11 protein-coding genes and 1 pseudogene are annotated in these 17,202 nt (G+C 56.6%); 6 read left to right on the forward strand and 6 right to left on the reverse strand.

Annotated elements, in window-relative coordinates:
• Positions 1-100: 100 nt before the first annotated feature.
• The gene (gene pncA, locus AC30D7_RS22875) at positions 101-730 is read left to right on the forward strand and encodes a bifunctional nicotinamidase/pyrazinamidase (protein WP_490135580.1); all 630 of its coding nucleotides are present in this window, start codon (positions 101-103) and stop codon (positions 728-730) included.
• 71 nt (positions 731-801) lie between these two features.
• Here pncA and AC30D7_RS22880 read toward each other — a convergent pair whose 3' ends face one another.
• Both AC30D7_RS22880 and AC30D7_RS22885 read right to left on the reverse strand, forming a co-directional pair.
• The gene (locus AC30D7_RS22880; protein WP_490135581.1) at positions 802-2,103 is read right to left on the reverse strand and encodes an ATP-binding protein; all 1,302 of its coding nucleotides are present in this window, start codon (positions 2,101-2,103) and stop codon (positions 802-804) included.
• A gap of 3 nt (positions 2,104-2,106) precedes the next feature.
• Complete coding sequence (locus tag AC30D7_RS22885; RefSeq protein ID WP_490135582.1) at positions 2,107-2,808, reverse strand: response regulator; 702 nt, start codon at positions 2,806-2,808, stop codon at positions 2,107-2,109.
• A 251-nt stretch (positions 2,809-3,059) separates the two neighbouring features.
• Between AC30D7_RS22885 and AC30D7_RS22890 the strand changes: the two genes are divergently transcribed.
• From AC30D7_RS22890 to AC30D7_RS22900, 3 genes are all read left to right on the forward strand, one after another.
• Positions 3,060-4,217, forward strand: a complete 1,158-nt coding sequence (locus AC30D7_RS22890) for an efflux RND transporter periplasmic adaptor subunit (protein WP_490135583.1) — start codon at positions 3,060-3,062, stop codon at positions 4,215-4,217.
• Between the two features lie 14 nt (positions 4,218-4,231).
• Positions 4,232-7,330: a multidrug efflux RND transporter permease subunit gene (locus tag AC30D7_RS22895; RefSeq protein WP_490135584.1), complete on the forward strand. Its 3,099-nt coding sequence runs from the start codon at positions 4,232-4,234 to the stop codon at positions 7,328-7,330.
• A 182-nt stretch (positions 7,331-7,512) separates the two neighbouring features.
• On the forward strand, positions 7,513-8,154 hold the full coding sequence (locus AC30D7_RS22900; RefSeq protein WP_490135585.1) for a DUF1345 domain-containing protein: 642 nt from the start codon (positions 7,513-7,515) through the stop codon (positions 8,152-8,154).
• A gap of 142 nt (positions 8,155-8,296) precedes the next feature.
• Here the strand turns inward: AC30D7_RS22900 and AC30D7_RS22905 are convergent.
• Positions 8,297-9,542, reverse strand: a pseudogene (locus tag AC30D7_RS22905) (IS256 family transposase).
• 217 nt (positions 9,543-9,759) lie between these two features.
• Here AC30D7_RS22905 and AC30D7_RS22910 point away from each other — a divergent pair.
• Positions 9,760-10,224, forward strand: a complete 465-nt coding sequence (locus AC30D7_RS22910; protein ID WP_490135586.1) for a hypothetical protein — start codon at positions 9,760-9,762, stop codon at positions 10,222-10,224.
• A gap of 47 nt (positions 10,225-10,271) precedes the next feature.
• On the opposite strand, the gene AC30D7_RS22915 is transcribed toward AC30D7_RS22910, so the two are convergent.
• The 3 genes from AC30D7_RS22915 to AC30D7_RS22925 form a co-directional block, all read right to left on the reverse strand.
• Entirely contained in the window at positions 10,272-12,680 is a 2,409-nt protein-coding gene (locus tag AC30D7_RS22915; protein WP_490135587.1) for an autotransporter outer membrane beta-barrel domain-containing protein, read from the reverse strand.
• Positions 12,681-12,897: 217 nt separating this feature from the next.
• Entirely contained in the window at positions 12,898-15,045 is a 2,148-nt protein-coding gene (locus AC30D7_RS22920) for a hypothetical protein (RefSeq protein WP_490135588.1), read from the reverse strand.
• A gap of 76 nt (positions 15,046-15,121) precedes the next feature.
• Positions 15,122-15,940: a hypothetical protein gene (locus AC30D7_RS22925; RefSeq protein ID WP_490135589.1), complete on the reverse strand. Its 819-nt coding sequence runs from the start codon at positions 15,938-15,940 to the stop codon at positions 15,122-15,124.
• A gap of 218 nt (positions 15,941-16,158) precedes the next feature.
• On the opposite strand from AC30D7_RS22925, the gene AC30D7_RS22930 reads away from it, so the two are divergent.
• Entirely contained in the window at positions 16,159-17,187 is a 1,029-nt protein-coding gene (locus tag AC30D7_RS22930; RefSeq protein WP_490135590.1) for a LacI family DNA-binding transcriptional regulator, read from the forward strand.
• The last annotated feature ends 15 nt before the right edge of the window (positions 17,188-17,202 follow it).

The following is a 17,202-nucleotide window of genomic DNA, read 5'->3' on the forward strand; positions in this document are numbered from 1 at the left end:
GCCACACCACAGATCTATTCACTGCCTCATGAAATCGTCTTGGCGCAAGAACAAAGTTGTCACTATGCTTGCACCCGAATTTCCAAGGAGGAACCTACCCATGCCGATTTCTTCACGCGCTGCCTTACTGGTCATCGACGTACAAAACGACTTCATTCCCGGCGGTCAATTGCCGGTGCCGGAGGGCGACCTGATTGTGCCCCTGATTAATCGTCTGGGCCGCCAGTTCAAGCAGGTCATCATTGCCCAGGACTGGCACCCGCCCGGCCACGCTTCGTTCGCTTCCAGCCACCCCGGGCGCAAGCCGTACGACGTGATTCAGTTGCCTTACGGTGAACAGACGCTGTGGCCGGAGCATTGTGTTCGCGCCACGCCCGGCGCCGAGTTCCACCCGGAACTGGACCTGCCCCACGCCCAATTGATCATCCGCAAGGGCTGCAACCCGGACATCGACAGTTATTCGGCATTTCTGGAGGCGGATCGAACCACAACCACCGGTTTGGCCGGTTACCTGAAAGAACGTGGTATCGACACGGTTTACATGGTCGGGCTGGCACTGGATTTCTGCGTGATGTTTTCTGCGCTGGATGCGCGGGCGGCGGGGTTCAATGCGTTTGTGGTGATGGATGCTTGCCGCGCGATTGATCTGGAAGGGTCGCTGGCGGCGGCGATTGAGCGGATGCAGGTGGCGGGGGTCGGGTTGATTGAGTCAGCCGAACTGCTCGACTGAACTGTTGAACGTTTCCCCGCCTGGTTCGTAGCAGCAGCCTCGCAGGCTCGGCAGCTGCTACAAAGAATGCGTCAGGCCGAGGTGGGCAGCCACAAACGGAACCGCGCACCACCCAGCGGCGACGCTTGCGCGGTCAGCGTGCCGCCCTGCGCTTCCAGCGCTCGGCGGCTGATTGCCAGCCCCAGGCCAAACCCGCCCGTGGCGCGATCCCGACTGCGATCCAGCCGATAAAACGGCTCAAAGATCCGCTCCCGCTCTTCATCGGGAATGCCAATGCCATCGTCGTCCACCCAGATCTCACAGCCTTTGGCGCACACCTGCACACCAATCTGAATCCGCTTCTCGCAATAACGCATGGCGTTGCGCAGCAGGTTCTGGATCGCCCGGGCGGTCAATCGCGGGTCCAGCGAGAAGCGTTCGAGCTGACCGTGCAGCAGCACATCAATGACGATTTCCGGTGACTCAAGCTCTTCATCGACGCTGCCCAAAATACTGTCGATGAATTCATCCAGCGACACCTCGACCTGTTCCGGTAGCCGAGCCGGGTTTTGCAATCGGCTGTAGGACAGCAGCTCCAGCACCAGCTCATCCAGTTCGCGAATGTGCGCGACCAGGCCTTGCAGACGCTCGCGACTGGTGGCCGGCAAGTCGTCGGACAGCGCCAGAGCCAGGCCGAAATCCAGCCGAGTCAACGGCGTGCGCAATTCGTGAGACACGGCGTTGAGCAAGTCGCGCTGCTGGTTGAGCAGGTTTTCGATGTCGCCGGCCATGGTGTCGAACACGTTGGCCAGGCTGCCGATGTTGGAGCTGGGGGAAATCTGCGTGCGCTCGCTCAGGTGGCCCTTGCCGAAGCGTTCGGCGGTACTTTTGAGACGTTCCAGGTCGCGCCAGTGCGGGCGCAGCCACAACAACAGGCAGGCCAGCATCGTCGCACCAATCAGCACGTTGATGCTCCAGTACAACCAACTGACATCCGTGGGGTCCGGTGGCACGACCATTTCCACCACCATCTGCTCGTTCAACGGTGTCACCGCCAGGGTGCGCCAGCCCCAGTCGCCGATGCGTACCACGTTCTCCCCGCGCTGCAAGCGTTCGCGCTCATCCAGGGTAAATTCGGCATCGTCGTTGCGGGCCAAAATGATGTGCAGCGGCTGGAACTCCTTGTCCATCTCCATCGCCAACGCCGGCCACTGCTCGACAGGCACCGTACGAAACTGTTTGACGATCAGCGTTTGCAAGCCTCGGGAATAATCGAGGTTGTAGGTCACAAAGCGCTCATGAAAAGCCTTGATCACCAGATCCGGCACCAGGTAGATCGCCGCGCTGAATGAAACGATGGTCACCAGATACAGACGAAACAGGATTCTGAACATGGTTCAGCATTCCCACTCGGAGCGGCTGAACAGGTAGCCCTTGCCCCACACGGTCTTGATCTTGCGCGCCTCGCCGGCGTGATCGTCGAACTTGCGTCGCAGTTTGGAGATGGCCACATCCACCGAGCGGTCGGTGCCGTTGAATTCGATACCGCGCAGGCGTTGCAGAATCTGGTCGCGGCTCAGCACCTCGCCGGCATGCCGGGCCAGCACCACCAGCAGGTTGTATTCGCCGCTGGACAACTCGACCAGTTGCTCGCGCCAGGTCACGGTGCGCTCGGACAGATCGATGCACAGGTTGCCCATGAGAATGCGGTCATTAGCGGTCTGCGGTTCGCTGAGGCTGCTGCGGCGCAACAGCGTGCGTACGCGGGCCAACAACACACGGGGCTCGCAGGGTTTGGTGACGTAGTCGTCGGCGCCCATTTCCAGGCCCAGCACCTGATCGTGGCTGTCGTCACGAGCAGTGAGCATCAGGATCGGCAACGTCGCCGAATCGGCCCGCAGCAAGCGGCAGACCTGCAAGCCATCGAGCCCCGGCAACATCAGATCGAGAATCACCAGGTCCGGCGGACTGACCCGCGCGCGTTCGCGTACATGATCGCCGCGGCTGATCACGCTGACGGAATAACCGTTGCGTTCCAGGTAGCTGGAAATCAGTTCCGATAGTGCGGTGTCGTCTTCGACCAGGAGGATGTTGGGCATGGGTGTTTCCAGAAAGTGCTGTGGCGAACTTCAGGGCCTCTTCGCGGGCAAGCCTCGCTCCTACTGTAGGAGCGAGGCTTGCCCGCGAAGGCGGCCTGACAGGCGCAATAAAATTCAAGGCCTGAAGGATATACGCCCTCACGCACACGCGAGCAAAACCCTTACACAATTTCACACAGCACCAACAAAGCTTCACCGCTACCCTTGCCGACTCCCCGTAGGATGCGGGTAGTCATTATTGGGGTATTTCCATGTCAAAGAACCTGCTTGCCACGCTCAGCCTGATTGCCCTGGCGCTGACACTGAGCGCTTGTGACCAGTCTTCGACCGCCGAAGAATCGGCACCGCTGGCCACGGTGCGCATCGAAACCATCGAAGCTCGCCCTCTGTCGATCAGCAGCGAACTGAGCGGACGGATTGCCGCGCCGCGCATCGCCGAAGTCCGCGCCCGGGTCGCCGGCGTGGTGTTGCAACGCGCGTTTCGCGAAGGCAGCGACGTAAAAAAAGACGACGTTCTGTTCCGTATTGACCCGGCTCCCTTCAAGGCTGACCTCGATAGCGCCGAAGCCGCGCTACGCAAGGCCGAAGCCAACGCGTTCCAGGCCCGATTGCAGGAGCAGCGTTACGCCCAGTTGATCGAAGGCAACGCCATCAGCGCTCAGGATTACGACAATGCCCGCGCCAACGCCCGGCAGACCGCCGCCGATGTCGCCGCCAACAAAGCCGCGGTGGAACGGGCAAAACTGAACCTGGGTTACGCCACCGTAACCGCGCCGATTTCCGGGCGCATCGGCCGCGCGCTGGTGACTGAAGGCGCGCTGGTGGGCCAGAACGAAACCACGCCGCTGGCACTGATTCAGCAGTTGAACCCGATCCACGCCGACCTGACCCAATCGACCCGCGAACTCAACGACCTGCGCCGGGCCTTCCGCTCTGGCCAGTTAAAGGAAGTGGGCCAAGGTCAGGCCAAAGCCACGCTGATCCAGGACGACGGCAGCCTTTATCCGTTACCTGGCAAGTTATTGTTCACCGACATCACCGTCGACCCGGGCACCGGTCAGATCATTCTGCGCAGCGAATTCCCTAACCCAGACCTCGACTTGTTGCCGGGCAGTTTCGTTCGCGTGCGTCTGGAACAGGCATTCAATCAGCAAGGCATCAGCGTGCCGCAACGGGCCATCCAGCGTGACAGCGCCGGTGTCGCCCAAGTGCTATTGCTCGACGCCGAGCAGCGAGTCGGCCAGCAACCGGTAGAGCTGGGCGCGGTGCAGAACGATCGCTGGATCGTCACCCGCGGCCTCAAGCCCGGCGACCGCATCGTCACTGAAGGCCTGCAACACGCGCGCCCCGGTGAAAAAGTCGAGATCGACAACACCCCTCTTCCACTTGCCCAGGTTTCTGGTCAGTAAGCAGGACGCTTTTTATGCCGCAGTTCTTTATCGATCGCCCGGTGTTCGCCTGGGTGGTCGCCTTGTTCATCCTGCTGGCCGGTGCGTTGGCCATTGGGCAGTTACCCGTGGCGCAATACCCGAACGTTGCGCCGCCGAAAGTCGAAATCTACGCCACCTACCCCGGCGCTTCGGCGCAGACCGTGGACGAAAGCGTGGTCAGCCTGATCGAAGGAGAACTCAACGGCGCCGACCATCTGCTGTACTTCGAATCCCAGAGCAGCCTCGGCAGCGCCACCATCACCGCGACGTTCCAGCCGGGCACCAATCCGGAAATGGCCCAGGTCGATGTGCAAAACCGCCTCAAAGCGGTTGAGTCGCGCCTGCCTCAAGCGGTCACCCAGCAGGGTTTGCAGGTGGAGAAAGTTTCCGCCGGTTTCCTGCTTCTGATCACCCTCACCTCCAGCGACGGCAAGCTCGACGACGTGGCGCTCAGCGATTACCTGGCGCGCAACGTGATGAACGAGATCAAGCGTCTGGATGGCGTCGGCAAGGCCCAGTTGTACGGCGCCGAACGGGCGATGCGGATCTGGATCGACCCACAGAAGCTGATCGGTTTCAACCTGACCCCGGCTGACGTCAATGCCGCCATCGTTGCGCAGAACGCTCAGGTTTCCGCGGGCAGTATCGGCGACTTACCGACCCGCACCACCCAGGAAATCACCGCAACCATTCTGGTCAAAGGCCAGTTGTCGACGCCTGAAGAATTCGCCGACATCGTGCTCAAGGCCAATCCTGACGGTTCTACCGTGCGCATCCGTGATGTGGCGCGAGTCGAGATCGGCAGCCAGGAATATCAGTTCTCCACACGCCTGAACGGCAAACCGTCCACCGCCGTCAGTGTGCAATTGTCCCCGGGCGCCAATGCCCTGAGCACCGCAACGCTGGTGCGAGCAAAGATGGACGAGCTGGCGCGCTATTTCCCGGCCGGTGTCGAATACAAGATCCCGTACGACACCTCACCCTTCGTCAAAGTCTCGATCACCAAAGTGGTTTACACCCTCGGCGAGGCGATGGTGCTGGTGTTTGCGGTGATGTTCCTGTTCCTGCAGAACATCCGCTACACGCTGATCCCGACGCTGGTGGTGCCGGTGGCGTTGATGGGCACGTTTGCGACCATGCTCGCGCTGGGTTTCTCGATCAACGTGCTGACCATGTTTGGCATGGTGCTGGCCATCGGCATCCTGGTGGACGACGCGATTGTGGTGGTGGAGAACGTCGAACGAATCATGGCCACCGAGGGCCTGTCGCCCAAGGAAGCGACGCGCAAGGCGATGAAGCAGATCACCGGTGCGATCATCGGCATCACCCTGGTGCTGGTGGCGGTGTTCATTCCGATGGCGTTCATGCAGGGTTCTGTCGGGGTGATTTACCAACAGTTCTCGCTGTCCATGGCCACGTCGATCCTGTTCTCGGCATTCCTCGCCCTGACGTTGACCCCGGCACTGTGTGCAACGCTGCTCAAGCCGATTGCCAAGGGCGAACATCACGAGAAAGCCGGATTCTTTGGCTGGTTCAACCGTGGATTCGAGCGCTTGACCGAACGTTATCAAGACTGGGTCGCCTATGCGCTGAAACGAACAGGCCGTTATCTGCTGATCTACGGCGTATTGCTGATCGGTCTGGGGCTGTGTTTCAGTCGCCTGCCCTCCTCGTTCCTGCCGGTGGAAGACCAGGGTTACACCATCACCGACATTCAACTGCCACCGGGTGCGAGCAAGAATCGCACAATAAATGTGGTGGAGCAGATCGAAGCACACAACGCCACCGAACCGGGCGTCGGCGACAGCACGGTGATTCTCGGCTTCAGTTTTTCCGGTAGCGGGCAGAACGCCGCGCTGGCGTTCACCACGCTCAAGGACTGGTCGGATCGGGGCAGCGACGACTCGGCGAGTTCCATCGCCGATCGCGCCAACATCGCGCTGAGCCAGATCAAGGATGCCATGGCTTTCTCGGTGCTGCCGCCGCCGGTTGACGGTCTCGGCACCTCCAGCGGTTTCGAATTCCGCTTGCAGGACCGTGGCGGCCTCGGCCATGCCACGCTGATGAAAGCGCGCAGCGAATTGCTCGCCGCCGCCGAGAAAAGCCCGATCCTGATGAATGTGCGCGAAAGCGCCTTGGCCGAAGCGCCGCAGGTGCAACTGATCGTGGACCGCAAGCAAGCCAATGCCTTGGGCATCTCCTTTGCCGACATCGGCAACGTACTGTCCACCGCCGTGGGTTCGGCCTACATCAACGACTTCCCCAACCAGGGACGGATGCAACGGGTGGTGGTCCAGGCCGAAGGCGATCAACGCAGCCAGGTCGCCGATCTGCTGAAGATTCACGTACGCAACAACGCTGAAAAAATGGTGCCGCTGTCGGCCTTCGTCCGGGCCAACTGGACCCAGGGCCCGGCGCAACTGACCCGTTACAACGGCTACCCGGCCATCAGTATTTCAGGCGAACCGGCGCCCGGTTACAGCACCGGCGAAGCCATGGCGGAAATCGAACGGCTGGTGGCGCAAGGCCCGGCGGGGTTGGGTCAGGAATGGACCGGGTTGTCGTTGCAGGAACGCTTGTCCGGCAGTCAGGCGCCGATGCTGCTCGGTCTGTCGCTGCTGATCGTGTTCCTGTGCCTGGCGGCGCTGTACGAGAGCTGGTCGATTCCAACCTCGGTGCTGCTGGTGGTGCCGCTGGGTGTGCTCGGCGCGGTCCTGGCTGTGACCCTGCGCGGGATGCCCAATGACGTGTTCTTCAAGGTCGGGCTGATCACCATCATTGGCCTGTCGGCGAAGAACGCAATCTTGATCATCGAGTTCGCCAAAAGCCTGTATGACGAAGGTCATGACCTGATCGATGCCACCCTGCAAGCGGCGCGCCTGCGGTTGCGGCCGATTGTCATGACGTCGCTGGCGTTCATCCTCGGCGTGGTGCCGTTGGCGATTGCCACCGGGGCCAGCTCGGCGAGCCAGCAAGCGATCGGCACCGGGGTGATCGGCGGGATGATCACCGCGACGCTGGCGGTGGTGTTTGTGCCGGTGTTTTTTGTGGTGGTGATGAGGTTGGTGCGCAAGCGCCATAAGAACATCTAAATAACGACACACCCCTGTAGGAGCGAGGCTTGCCCACGAAGGCGGTGTATCAGTCAACATCAACGTTGAATGTTACGGCCATTTCGCGGGCAAGCCTCGCTCCTACGGGGGGTGTGTCGTTGTGGTCACAATGGACTGCGCTGGGCTATGGTGTTTGCAAAGCCCTGACGCATCGAGCCTCCATGCCCCTACTCGCCCGCACCCACCCTCGCCTGTCCGCCGCGACTGCATTCGGCCTCGCGGTGGGCATTCTGGCGCCAGCCGATTCGATCCTCGGCAAAATCCTCGTCGGCTGGAATGCCGGGGTCTGGACCTATCTGGCCCTGATCCTCTGGCTGACCATGCGTTCCAAAGCCGACGACGTGAAACGCATTGCCGAGGTCGAGGACGAAAACGCCGGGCTGGTGCTGTTCACGGTGTCCATGGCCGCATTGGCCAGCCTCGCCGCTATTACTCTGGAACTGGCGGGCAGCAAGGATCTGGACACCTATCACCGGCTGTTGCACTACGGCTTCACCGGGTTGACCGTGATCGGCTCGTGGCTGTTGATCGGGGTGATCTTCAGCGTGCATTACGCCCGGTTGTATTACACCTGGGAAGGCAAGGAACCTGCGTTGCGATTTGCCGAAGGGCTGACAACCCCCAATTACTGGGACTTCCTGTACTTCTCGTTCACCATCGGTGTGGCGGTGCAGACGGCGGATGTCGGCGTGGCCACGCGGGAATTGCGCAAGATCGTGCTGGCGCAATCGTTGATCGGGTTTGTGTTCAACACGGCGATATTGGGGTTTTCCATCAACATTGCCGCCGGCTTGTTTGGCTGATGCGAGTTAGTTTCCAAATCGTTGCGGTATTTATGAGTCCGCCACGAGAATAATTTTGGATATAGCGGAAACGTATAAAAGGAGAGTGTCAGATTTTTTGTGTGCGGGCCGGTAGCGGCCTGCCGTCAGGCAGGCCCTGGTTTTACCAGGTCGGCCTGATGAATCGATCTCCGTACAGGATCGCAAATTGATTCATCGCACTTTTCCAGTCATGGGCCGGCTTGCCCCAGTTCGCGGTTATGTTGCGTAAGCCCAGCCAGATCAACTTCGTCGCAGCATCGTCAGTTGGGAAGTGACCTCGAGTCTTGATGATCTTGCGCAACTGAGCGTTGATACTCTCGATGGCGTTCGTTGTGTAGATCACTTTTCGTATGGCCGGGGGAAACACGAAGAATGGGATGACTCGATCCCAGGCGCGTTTCCAGGCCGCGACAACTGTTGGATATTGCTTACCCCAAGGACCCGCTTCAAAGGCTAACAGCGCTTGTTCAGCAGCATCGGCATTCAGCGCTTGATAGACCGCTTCAGCGCTTTGGCCAGCTCGCGGCGCTTGTCCCACGCCGCGTAATCAAGGCTGCTGCGGATCAGGTGAACAATACAGGTCTGCAAAGTCGCTTCGGGGAACACGGCGCTAAGGGCTTCCGGCATGCCTTTGAGGCCGTCAGTTACCGCGATCAACACATCTTCGACACCTCGGGTTTTCAGGTCGTTGAAGACCTTCATCCAAAACTTGGCGCCTTCAGTTGTTTCAATCCAAATGCCCAGGATATCTCGGGTGCCGTCCGGCAAGACGCCTAGCGCCAGGTAGATCGCTTTGTTGCGCACCAAGCCTTCGTCGCGGATTTTGACTCGCAGCGCATCGAAGAAAATCACCGGGTACATTGGCTCAAGCGGTCGTTGTTGCCAGGCAGTGACCTCTTCCAAAACGGCATCGGTGACTGAGCTGATGAAGTCATGAGATACGTCTGTTCCGTACTGCTCCGAGAGAAACGCGCGGATCTCGCGAACCGTCATGCCACGGGCATACATCGCAATGATCTTGTCGTCGAAGCCTGTAAAACGGCGCTCGTGCTTGGGGATCTGGATCGGGGCAAAGCTGCCGTCACGATCTCTGGGAATGTCCAGACGCAGCGGGCCATCATCGGTCAGCACCGTCTTGCCACTCTTGCCGTTGCGCTGGTTACTCGACACCTCAGGGCGCTCCGCGCCCTGAGGGTAGCCAAGGTGGTGGCCCGGGCTCGCTCGATGAGCGCCTTTTTGAACGCCATGGACGCATCCTGAATGGCTTCGACACTCATCGGGCCGCTGACGAACTGGTCGATCAGCTCTTTTGGAATAGATGGAAGGTTCCGCGGGGCCTCCGAGGCCGGTTTCTTTTTGGTTGGCATACATGCACCTCTTCAACATGTTATGCCCGAACACAAAATTTCTGACAGTCCCACTGTTTACTTCTTCGAATCAATCCTCTCCATATTTTTTGCCATCTGTATACCTATCAACTCTGACAGTATACAAAGCCACACCCTCGCGCTTATATAGTACATCCATGCTTTAGGCTGGGTCCGGCCTATGGATTAGCTCCCCCTTAACTTTGGAGAAACATTCATGAATGCGCTAGTCAAACGACAAATCACACAGAACTCATTCACTGCAAAAGTACTTCGCAATGGAGGCGCGGAAGATTTCAACGCGAAATTCTTCACTCTTGATCTTAAAAATCTACCGAACCTGGACGGAAATCATTGGGTGTTCGCTGCTGAATACATCGTAAAAGTAGATGAGAATCGAGTTGACAAAAAAACGATCACCCTGATCTTTCCAGAAGCAACAAAATCGGGCGAGTTTCTTATTCCGAGCGACCCGAAGGGTCTATCCATCGACTATATCGACACCTCCGACCCGGAGCCGTATATTCATACAGCGACGAAAGGCACGGTGATATTGGAGCTCAGCCATAAAGGCGATGAATTAAGCAGCATCTCAGGCAAAATGGACATCAAAGTAAGTGATACCAATGGACTATCATTCACGATCTCCGGGGAGTTAGATTACAGCACGTCAGTAATTTGATGAGCTTTATTGAAAAACAAAAAGGAAGCACAAGCTTCCTTTTTTTTCTAGAAATTGTAACTCAACCCTACACTTGCGCCCCACTCCTGACTGACCGTCTTCCCTTTGCTGGTATTTACTTCGGAGTATACTTGCCAGCCTTTCCGCGCCGGCACCCAGTTAATGCCAGCGCCCAACTCCACGCTTGTAGAGGAAAGATCGTTAGTGAAGTCGGCGCCATTAACGCTGACCTCGTTATTTTTTATAAATTCATGCGTCAGCGCTACTTTTAGTCGAGGCTGCAGATCTCCACCACGATCCAGTCGAACTTTACTCCCGACGGAAGTCCCCACCTTGCCTACGAGTGAGCGTGCGTGGTCATTGTTCACTCGCATGCCATTATCAAGCGTGTAGTCCTTGCCCTGTGCAACCGCTGCGGCAATTTGGGTAAAAGGCTCAACAAAAATTCCGTTATCAAACGCTATATATTTACCCACTTCAACAGAACCGCTCAAAGCGAGGTTTTTATAGTTTCCTTTGGTGCGGGTTCCATCGCTCATGGTGATTTTGGCACTATTGTCAAACTGGTTGATCTTGCTCACCGTATCGACGTAATAACCACTACGGGCGTCGTACCAGGTCAGATAACCACCCGCGTAGTAACTGTCGATTGCAGCAGTGCTCCCCCACTTCAGATCCATATCAGTCTTGCTGTAGCCGCCGAATCCACCTATAAGCCATTGCCCATCACCAAACGGAAGCGGCGTGTCGGCCCCTGCTGATACCCCACTTTGATTTTGTGAGTAACCGTCACCATAGGCGTTAGCCACGTTGTACTGGTTCGCATATGTACGGATCCATACGCCGGATGGGGATTCGCCAGTGGCCCGTGCCAGTGTGCTGGGTTCGTTACCACTCAACCGTCGGTCACCAAGACGACTATTCAACGTGGTCATTTCCGAGTACAGAATAGTCGGCGCGGTGCCGGCAATCGCCAGAGCTGCATTGGTACCCGTGCTGACGACTTCCTTGTCCGGAGCCAGGTACAACCCCCCGTCTTCGTTCAATAGTTTGTAGGTGAAAGCGCCTGCATCTACCGGTCGCCCGTTATACAGGCTGAATGCGGCGTCTCCCGTGGTAGCGCTACCGACTTTCACGGCGTTGCCTGTTGCAAATGCAGTTCCGCTCGCGGCTACTCGCAGTTGATGATCACCTGTCGCCGTACCTTTCACATACAAGAAATCGCTCTTGTCAGCAGCAAGATCTACCCTTATATCAAACAGACCCTTGCCAGACAGATTGACAATATCCAGCCTTTTAAAAGCGCCACCACTACCCAGAGCAACAGTACCGCCATTGAGGTGCAACATATTGAGCTGGTTATTACCTGCCATGGTCCATCTGGAACCGTTGCTGATATCTACACGCGAAGAATTAATGATATTCCCGTCTATCGCAGAGCCGTTATCAATCAGCACTGAAGAGCCACCGGCCACGCCGCCGACCACATCCCCTTTGAAAGAGCTTTTATTATTCAAGCTGATCGCTGCTACGTTATTCAGATTGCCAATCAACGAACTGGCGTTTTGCAAAAGAACATTGCTAGTTGCTCTGTCTGCCACGACCAGATTGCCTTTCAGCACGGCATTGTCAACAATGACATTTACCGTCCCCCCGTTACCGACTTCCAGAAAATTACCATTACCGCCGGTCAAACTGGTGCCATTGAGTATATGGATATTGGTTGCAATTGAGCGTCCGCTGGAGTCCACAGAAATAGCAGCACCGCTCCCCCCCATTACCTGAGTGCCATCCAGTACAAGGGTATTGGCACGACTCATAAAATTGTCTCCACTCAGAAGTATGGCGTTCAGTCCTCCTTCGATGCGGCCCCCCTTAGCGAAGACATCTCCACTCGCAAGACGCAATCCGTAGCCCGTAGAGCTCTGAGACACCAGATTTGAGTTGTTCATATTAAGCGTAGTTTGTGCACTGACTACTGCTCCGCTTGCCCCACCGGTGACTGTGCTACCGGTCAACGAGACCAGCGTCGAAAATGGAGAATTGGGTACGCGTGCAACTTGTAATCCAGCACCATCACTTGTGATGGTGCTGTTGTTGATCGTTGCCGTGGAATTGGTGATTGTGACACCTGGCTGATTTGCTCGTGCAATGATGGTCGCATTTTCAAGCGTGACAGTGGAACCGCGATTAGCTCTGATATCCTGCAACGTGCCGGTGTTGACTACCAACTGCGCCGCATTCGTAGATATGTTAAAAGTCGCGGCGTCGTTAACCGTTAACGTCGCACCTCGACCAACGATGAAGTCCTCCACGGGCGCTCCATTGTTGATAGTCTCGTCCACAATAATGGGTCGAGCCTCGGCGAAGGATGTAATCAGAAGGGAGAGTGCAACAAGGCACAGTTTTTCTTTGTGGGGAACAGGAGCGTCTGTCGAATCAATGTGCGAAGCCATAAGGATAACCACTTGGAGGTATCATATTGTTGACCAGGATGGCTCACTCATCAGAGCAGTCCGACCCGAAAGCACCCGCAAGACTACAGACCAACCTCCTACGTTTATGTAGGATTAATCCTCAGCTAATGAAAGGAAAATCTGCATCTATCCGGCTACCGATAACGCAAGGAGGCACTTTCATGCCTCCTTGTTTATTCATGTGGCTTCGTACGAGTTACCTCACCTCGTGACAGAATTCACGATTGCCGTTGACAATTGAAACCATCTTCACGGTGGCGTCCGAAGTGGCTTTTGTGCCGTCTGTCCATTCCACCGAGTAATTGAGCGAAGCATAAGTAATGGGTGGAGGGGGTGCTGGAAAAGGATCCGGTCGTGTCTGGATAGGTACGATTTTAGTCAGATACTCCGCAATCGACCCAACGACGCCCGTTGTGGCTTCATTACCCGTCACAGGAATATCAACATCCTGTTCTGTGCCGAAGATCGGGTTCGTTCCGTCAGCATTTCTGGTGCCGACCCAATGCGCAGTGATGCTTTTCAAACCAGTCAGGCCCGGGTCTGCTGCTGTCTTGAATGTGAGTGAAGGGAGTGGAGGTTTGCTTCCCCTGATAAATCCAAGGGTCGGGCAGTTGATCGTTGTGGTGATATACAATCTATCAATCTCGGGAGTTGGTACGGTTTTCCTGACCGTGGTCACGGTCACCGTTTCATCGAGTGAGCGTTGCAGATTGATGCCACCGATATACGAACATTTCCAGTACGTAAGCTTTTCCCCAGCACCACCGATGACTACCTCTCCAGCCGGCAGTTCACCTTCAAATTGAGTCAATCCATCAGGCGAAAACTCGGCTATCGACTTCCCGTTGTAATACCAGGTACAAACAGTGTTGGCGGGTAATACGGCGCTCCCGGTCGGCATGGGAATGATGGCCTTCGGATTTGTAACCAGATCACCTGGGCCAAGGATATTGAGCACATTGTCTACACCGCGCAGTTGAACCTTGGCGAAATTGCGGTTAGTTGAACTGGGTTCATCCGGGTTCTCACCTGGATAAGACAAATCCAGATCCGGCGTAGCGGGCGGGGAGTCTTGGGTTTGGACACCTCGCACCCAAGTCCATTGGAAATCCAGAGAAACTTCTCGGGCATCCGGGTCTCCTGCAGTTTCAGTGGCATAGATCAATTTAAGGTCTTCGTACTTCATTTTGAACACCAACTCACTCTTGACTCCAAACGCGTCCACCGCTGGAACGAGTTCAAGCGTTTCATAGTTTCGTACGAAGACCGTAGCCTGATCTGTGTCTTGGGTATTGAGCGGTCGAGTGACCCTGACGGTGATCCCGTCTGGCTGGGCATCCTCGGCATCCTTGATATCGATCGTGTTATCTCCGGCCTGGCTCGCTGCATCAACCACAGGAGACGCAGGCACAGGAAGGGGCACAAACTCGACTATTCGGCTGTTGGCAAGCATATCGAGGCTGCGGTTACCAGTTACGTCCTCATAGGCGATGATCAGCCAACAGGTTCCGTTTGGCAGCTTGCCGATCTCTGATGCGGGTATTGAGACTTTTCCGCCAGCAGGCACCGGGTCAACGGTCAACGTGGGTACAAGCTGGCGCGACGGCCGCAAGTTCGGACTCAGATAAAGATAGGCTTTGTCCGTCGACTTGTAGTCCCAGTTGGCGTCAGTAACCGGTAGCGTGAACTCCATCCCCGTGGCGGCGATGGTTCCCAGATAAGCGGTATCAATTTTGGCGCCGGGGGCTAATGGAAAGTCAATACGAGTTGGAGGGGCGAGTCGTACATTGCCCTTGTTGTGAAAGGGAGCATAAATATCGACGTAGTAATCCGCGATCTGAGAGTATTGCGGGTTACCGTCCAAGTTTCCGGAGCTCTGGATTTTCCAGTGCGTGGGCGAAACCGATCCCGTAGCAGGAAGGTCCGTCAATGCGCCTGGGCGCAGTATGACGTGCCACTCGCGCGGGCGGCTCGCAACGGGTGGCGCAGGTTCACGATGGACCTCTACCCAAGCCCATTCCTCAGGCTTGTCGGGATCATCCACACCGTCCTGGAAATCATAGACCTCGATCACTACCTGATCCCGGTCATTCGGAAACTCCCAGCCGGAAACCCTCAATGTGACAGGCAGATCCGGCTGGCGAGCGGCTGTCGTGGTTCCCGCTTGCGCCGCAGTACTTTTTAACAGCGCGACCGGCACCGTGGCCCCATCCGCCACACCGACGATTACGGGCTTCGGCGAATCCGCCAGCGTCCCGCTTTCAGTCAGTCTTTTTTGCCTGAGTGCTACCCGAGAGTTTTCCGCAGCCTGTTGAACCGCATTCAACTTCATATCGATTGTCATGTGACAGTTCCTTTCGTCTAGTAGTTATACACGCACCAACACACTTCATTAGCCAATATCGAACACATTCCATTGATCATGGCCCGCAGTAATAACTTTCTCCGGGAATGGCACGATCAATTTTCACTAATCCCGGAGCGGATTTAGCAATAAGCACACCTTTACGGTAAATCGAATACACCGCGAGCACCGAAGCGTTCTTTTCCAATGGCGCTATAAATTTTTTGAAATTAGTTATTCTAAACCTATAATCGCCAACCACATTCTGTGCTGTCAGCTTTCTAATCACTGTGTGAGAGAACAGAGGTGTACCGGATCCGTTTAGTGTTTTATATCCCGACCACAAAAGATGCAGTTCATCATCTACCCGCCAGGTTATTTTTTTGGGTAACGGAATCCGCACGATCACGACTACCCAAATTGGCGGCTGGGTGGAACAGTTCAGATACCCCCATAGTGTAGCGGCCGGGAAACCGGGCTCAGGCAGCAAGACCACTGGCAAACGCCTGACGGTAAGATCACGAGGATCGGAATAGGCGCGATTACCGTTGGTAACAGTTTCATACGTTAGTCGATACGCTCCATCGGTCGAGAAGTACTTTGGATCAATAACCGGCCGAAACTCTGGCTGAGTCAGAGGACTGAGATAAGTATCATGGAAAACCTCCCTGTCATTCAGATACACATACAGATCGTTTGGTTTTCCGTCCGGAGACGGTGCATCCCATCGTGGAACAATTGCAGTTAGACCATTTTGATGAGCAATCTCGAGGATGACCCAGTTCGCATCAACCTCCACAGCACCGGGTGGTGCATAATCCAATGTCGAGATGGGGTCAGCTGACGCAAGACTGCCGACTGTTTTTCCATCGGCCGGTGATTTGTTTTCGGACATTGGAGCCGCCTCTACAAAGCAAACAAAAGTTTACGATATGGCGTTTATTAAGCACTCATATATGAACATCGCCCACTGTCAGATCTGACAGGTATCGCTACCGCTGGTCGGATTTACTCATTCTTACGACGTTTTTCAGCTTGACGGACGTGGTAATTTTCCTGTCTTCTGAAACCGGTTTCAGGCTTACTGATCCAATAAAAAAAGGGTTTCAAGCCATGAACGACTTCTCCGCCGCCCAACGCAGCCGCGTCACCATGCTCGACGTCGCCGAACACGCGGGCGTCTCCAAGGCCAGCGTCTCGCGCTTCATCGGCGACGACCGCGCCCTGCTCTCCGATGCCATTGCCTTGCGCATCGAGCAGGCGATCAGCGAGTTGGGCTACCGCCCGAACCAGATGGCCCGCGGCCTGAAACGTGGGCGCACACGCCTGATCGGCATGCTGGTGGCCGATATCCGTAACCCTTATTCGATTGCCGTGATGCATGGCGTGGAAACCGCCTGCCGTCGGCACGGCTACAGCCTGGTGGTGTGCAACACCGACCGCGATGACGAGCAGGAACGCCAGCACCTGGCGCTGCTGCGCTCGTACAACATCGAAGGCTTGATCGTGAACACCCTCGGCCACCACGTGGATGAGTTGCGCGAATTGCAGCGGGAAATGCCCATGGTGCTGGTGGATCGTAAGGTCGAGCAGTTCGATAGCGATCTGGTGGGGCTGGATAATCCGGCCGCTGTCGAGATGGCCGTTGCCCACCTTGAAGAGCGCGGCTATCGCGATGTGCTGATGGTGACGGAGCCGTTTGACGGCACCAGTTCGCGGATCGAGCGGGTCAGCAGTTTCAAGGTGCAGATACAGCAACGCCCTGCTTTAACGGGCGTGGTAGTTGAGACTGGCAGCGAACTGACCTCGCAACTGAAAACCTTCCTGAACACTCCCGGCCCCGGACCGAAAGCGCTGTTCTGCGCCAATGGTATCGCCGCGCTGGCCGGCACCCATGCGTTGCGTGAGTTGCAGTGCAACCTGTTCGAGGACGTCGGGCTGATCGCCCTGGATGATCTGGATTGGTATCCGTTGGTGGGCAGCGGGATTACCGCCCTCGCCCAGCCGACCGAGGACATTGGCGCGAGTGCGTTTGAGTGTTTGCTCAAGCGGTTGCGTGGGGATGACGGGCCGGTGCGGACCCTGGATTTTCCGGCTCGGTTGATAGTGCGGGGGTCGACTACGGGGGGCGTTCCAGTTTGAAGGCCTCTTCGCGGG

Source organism: Pseudomonas sp. DF5 (genome assembly GCF_058148225.1).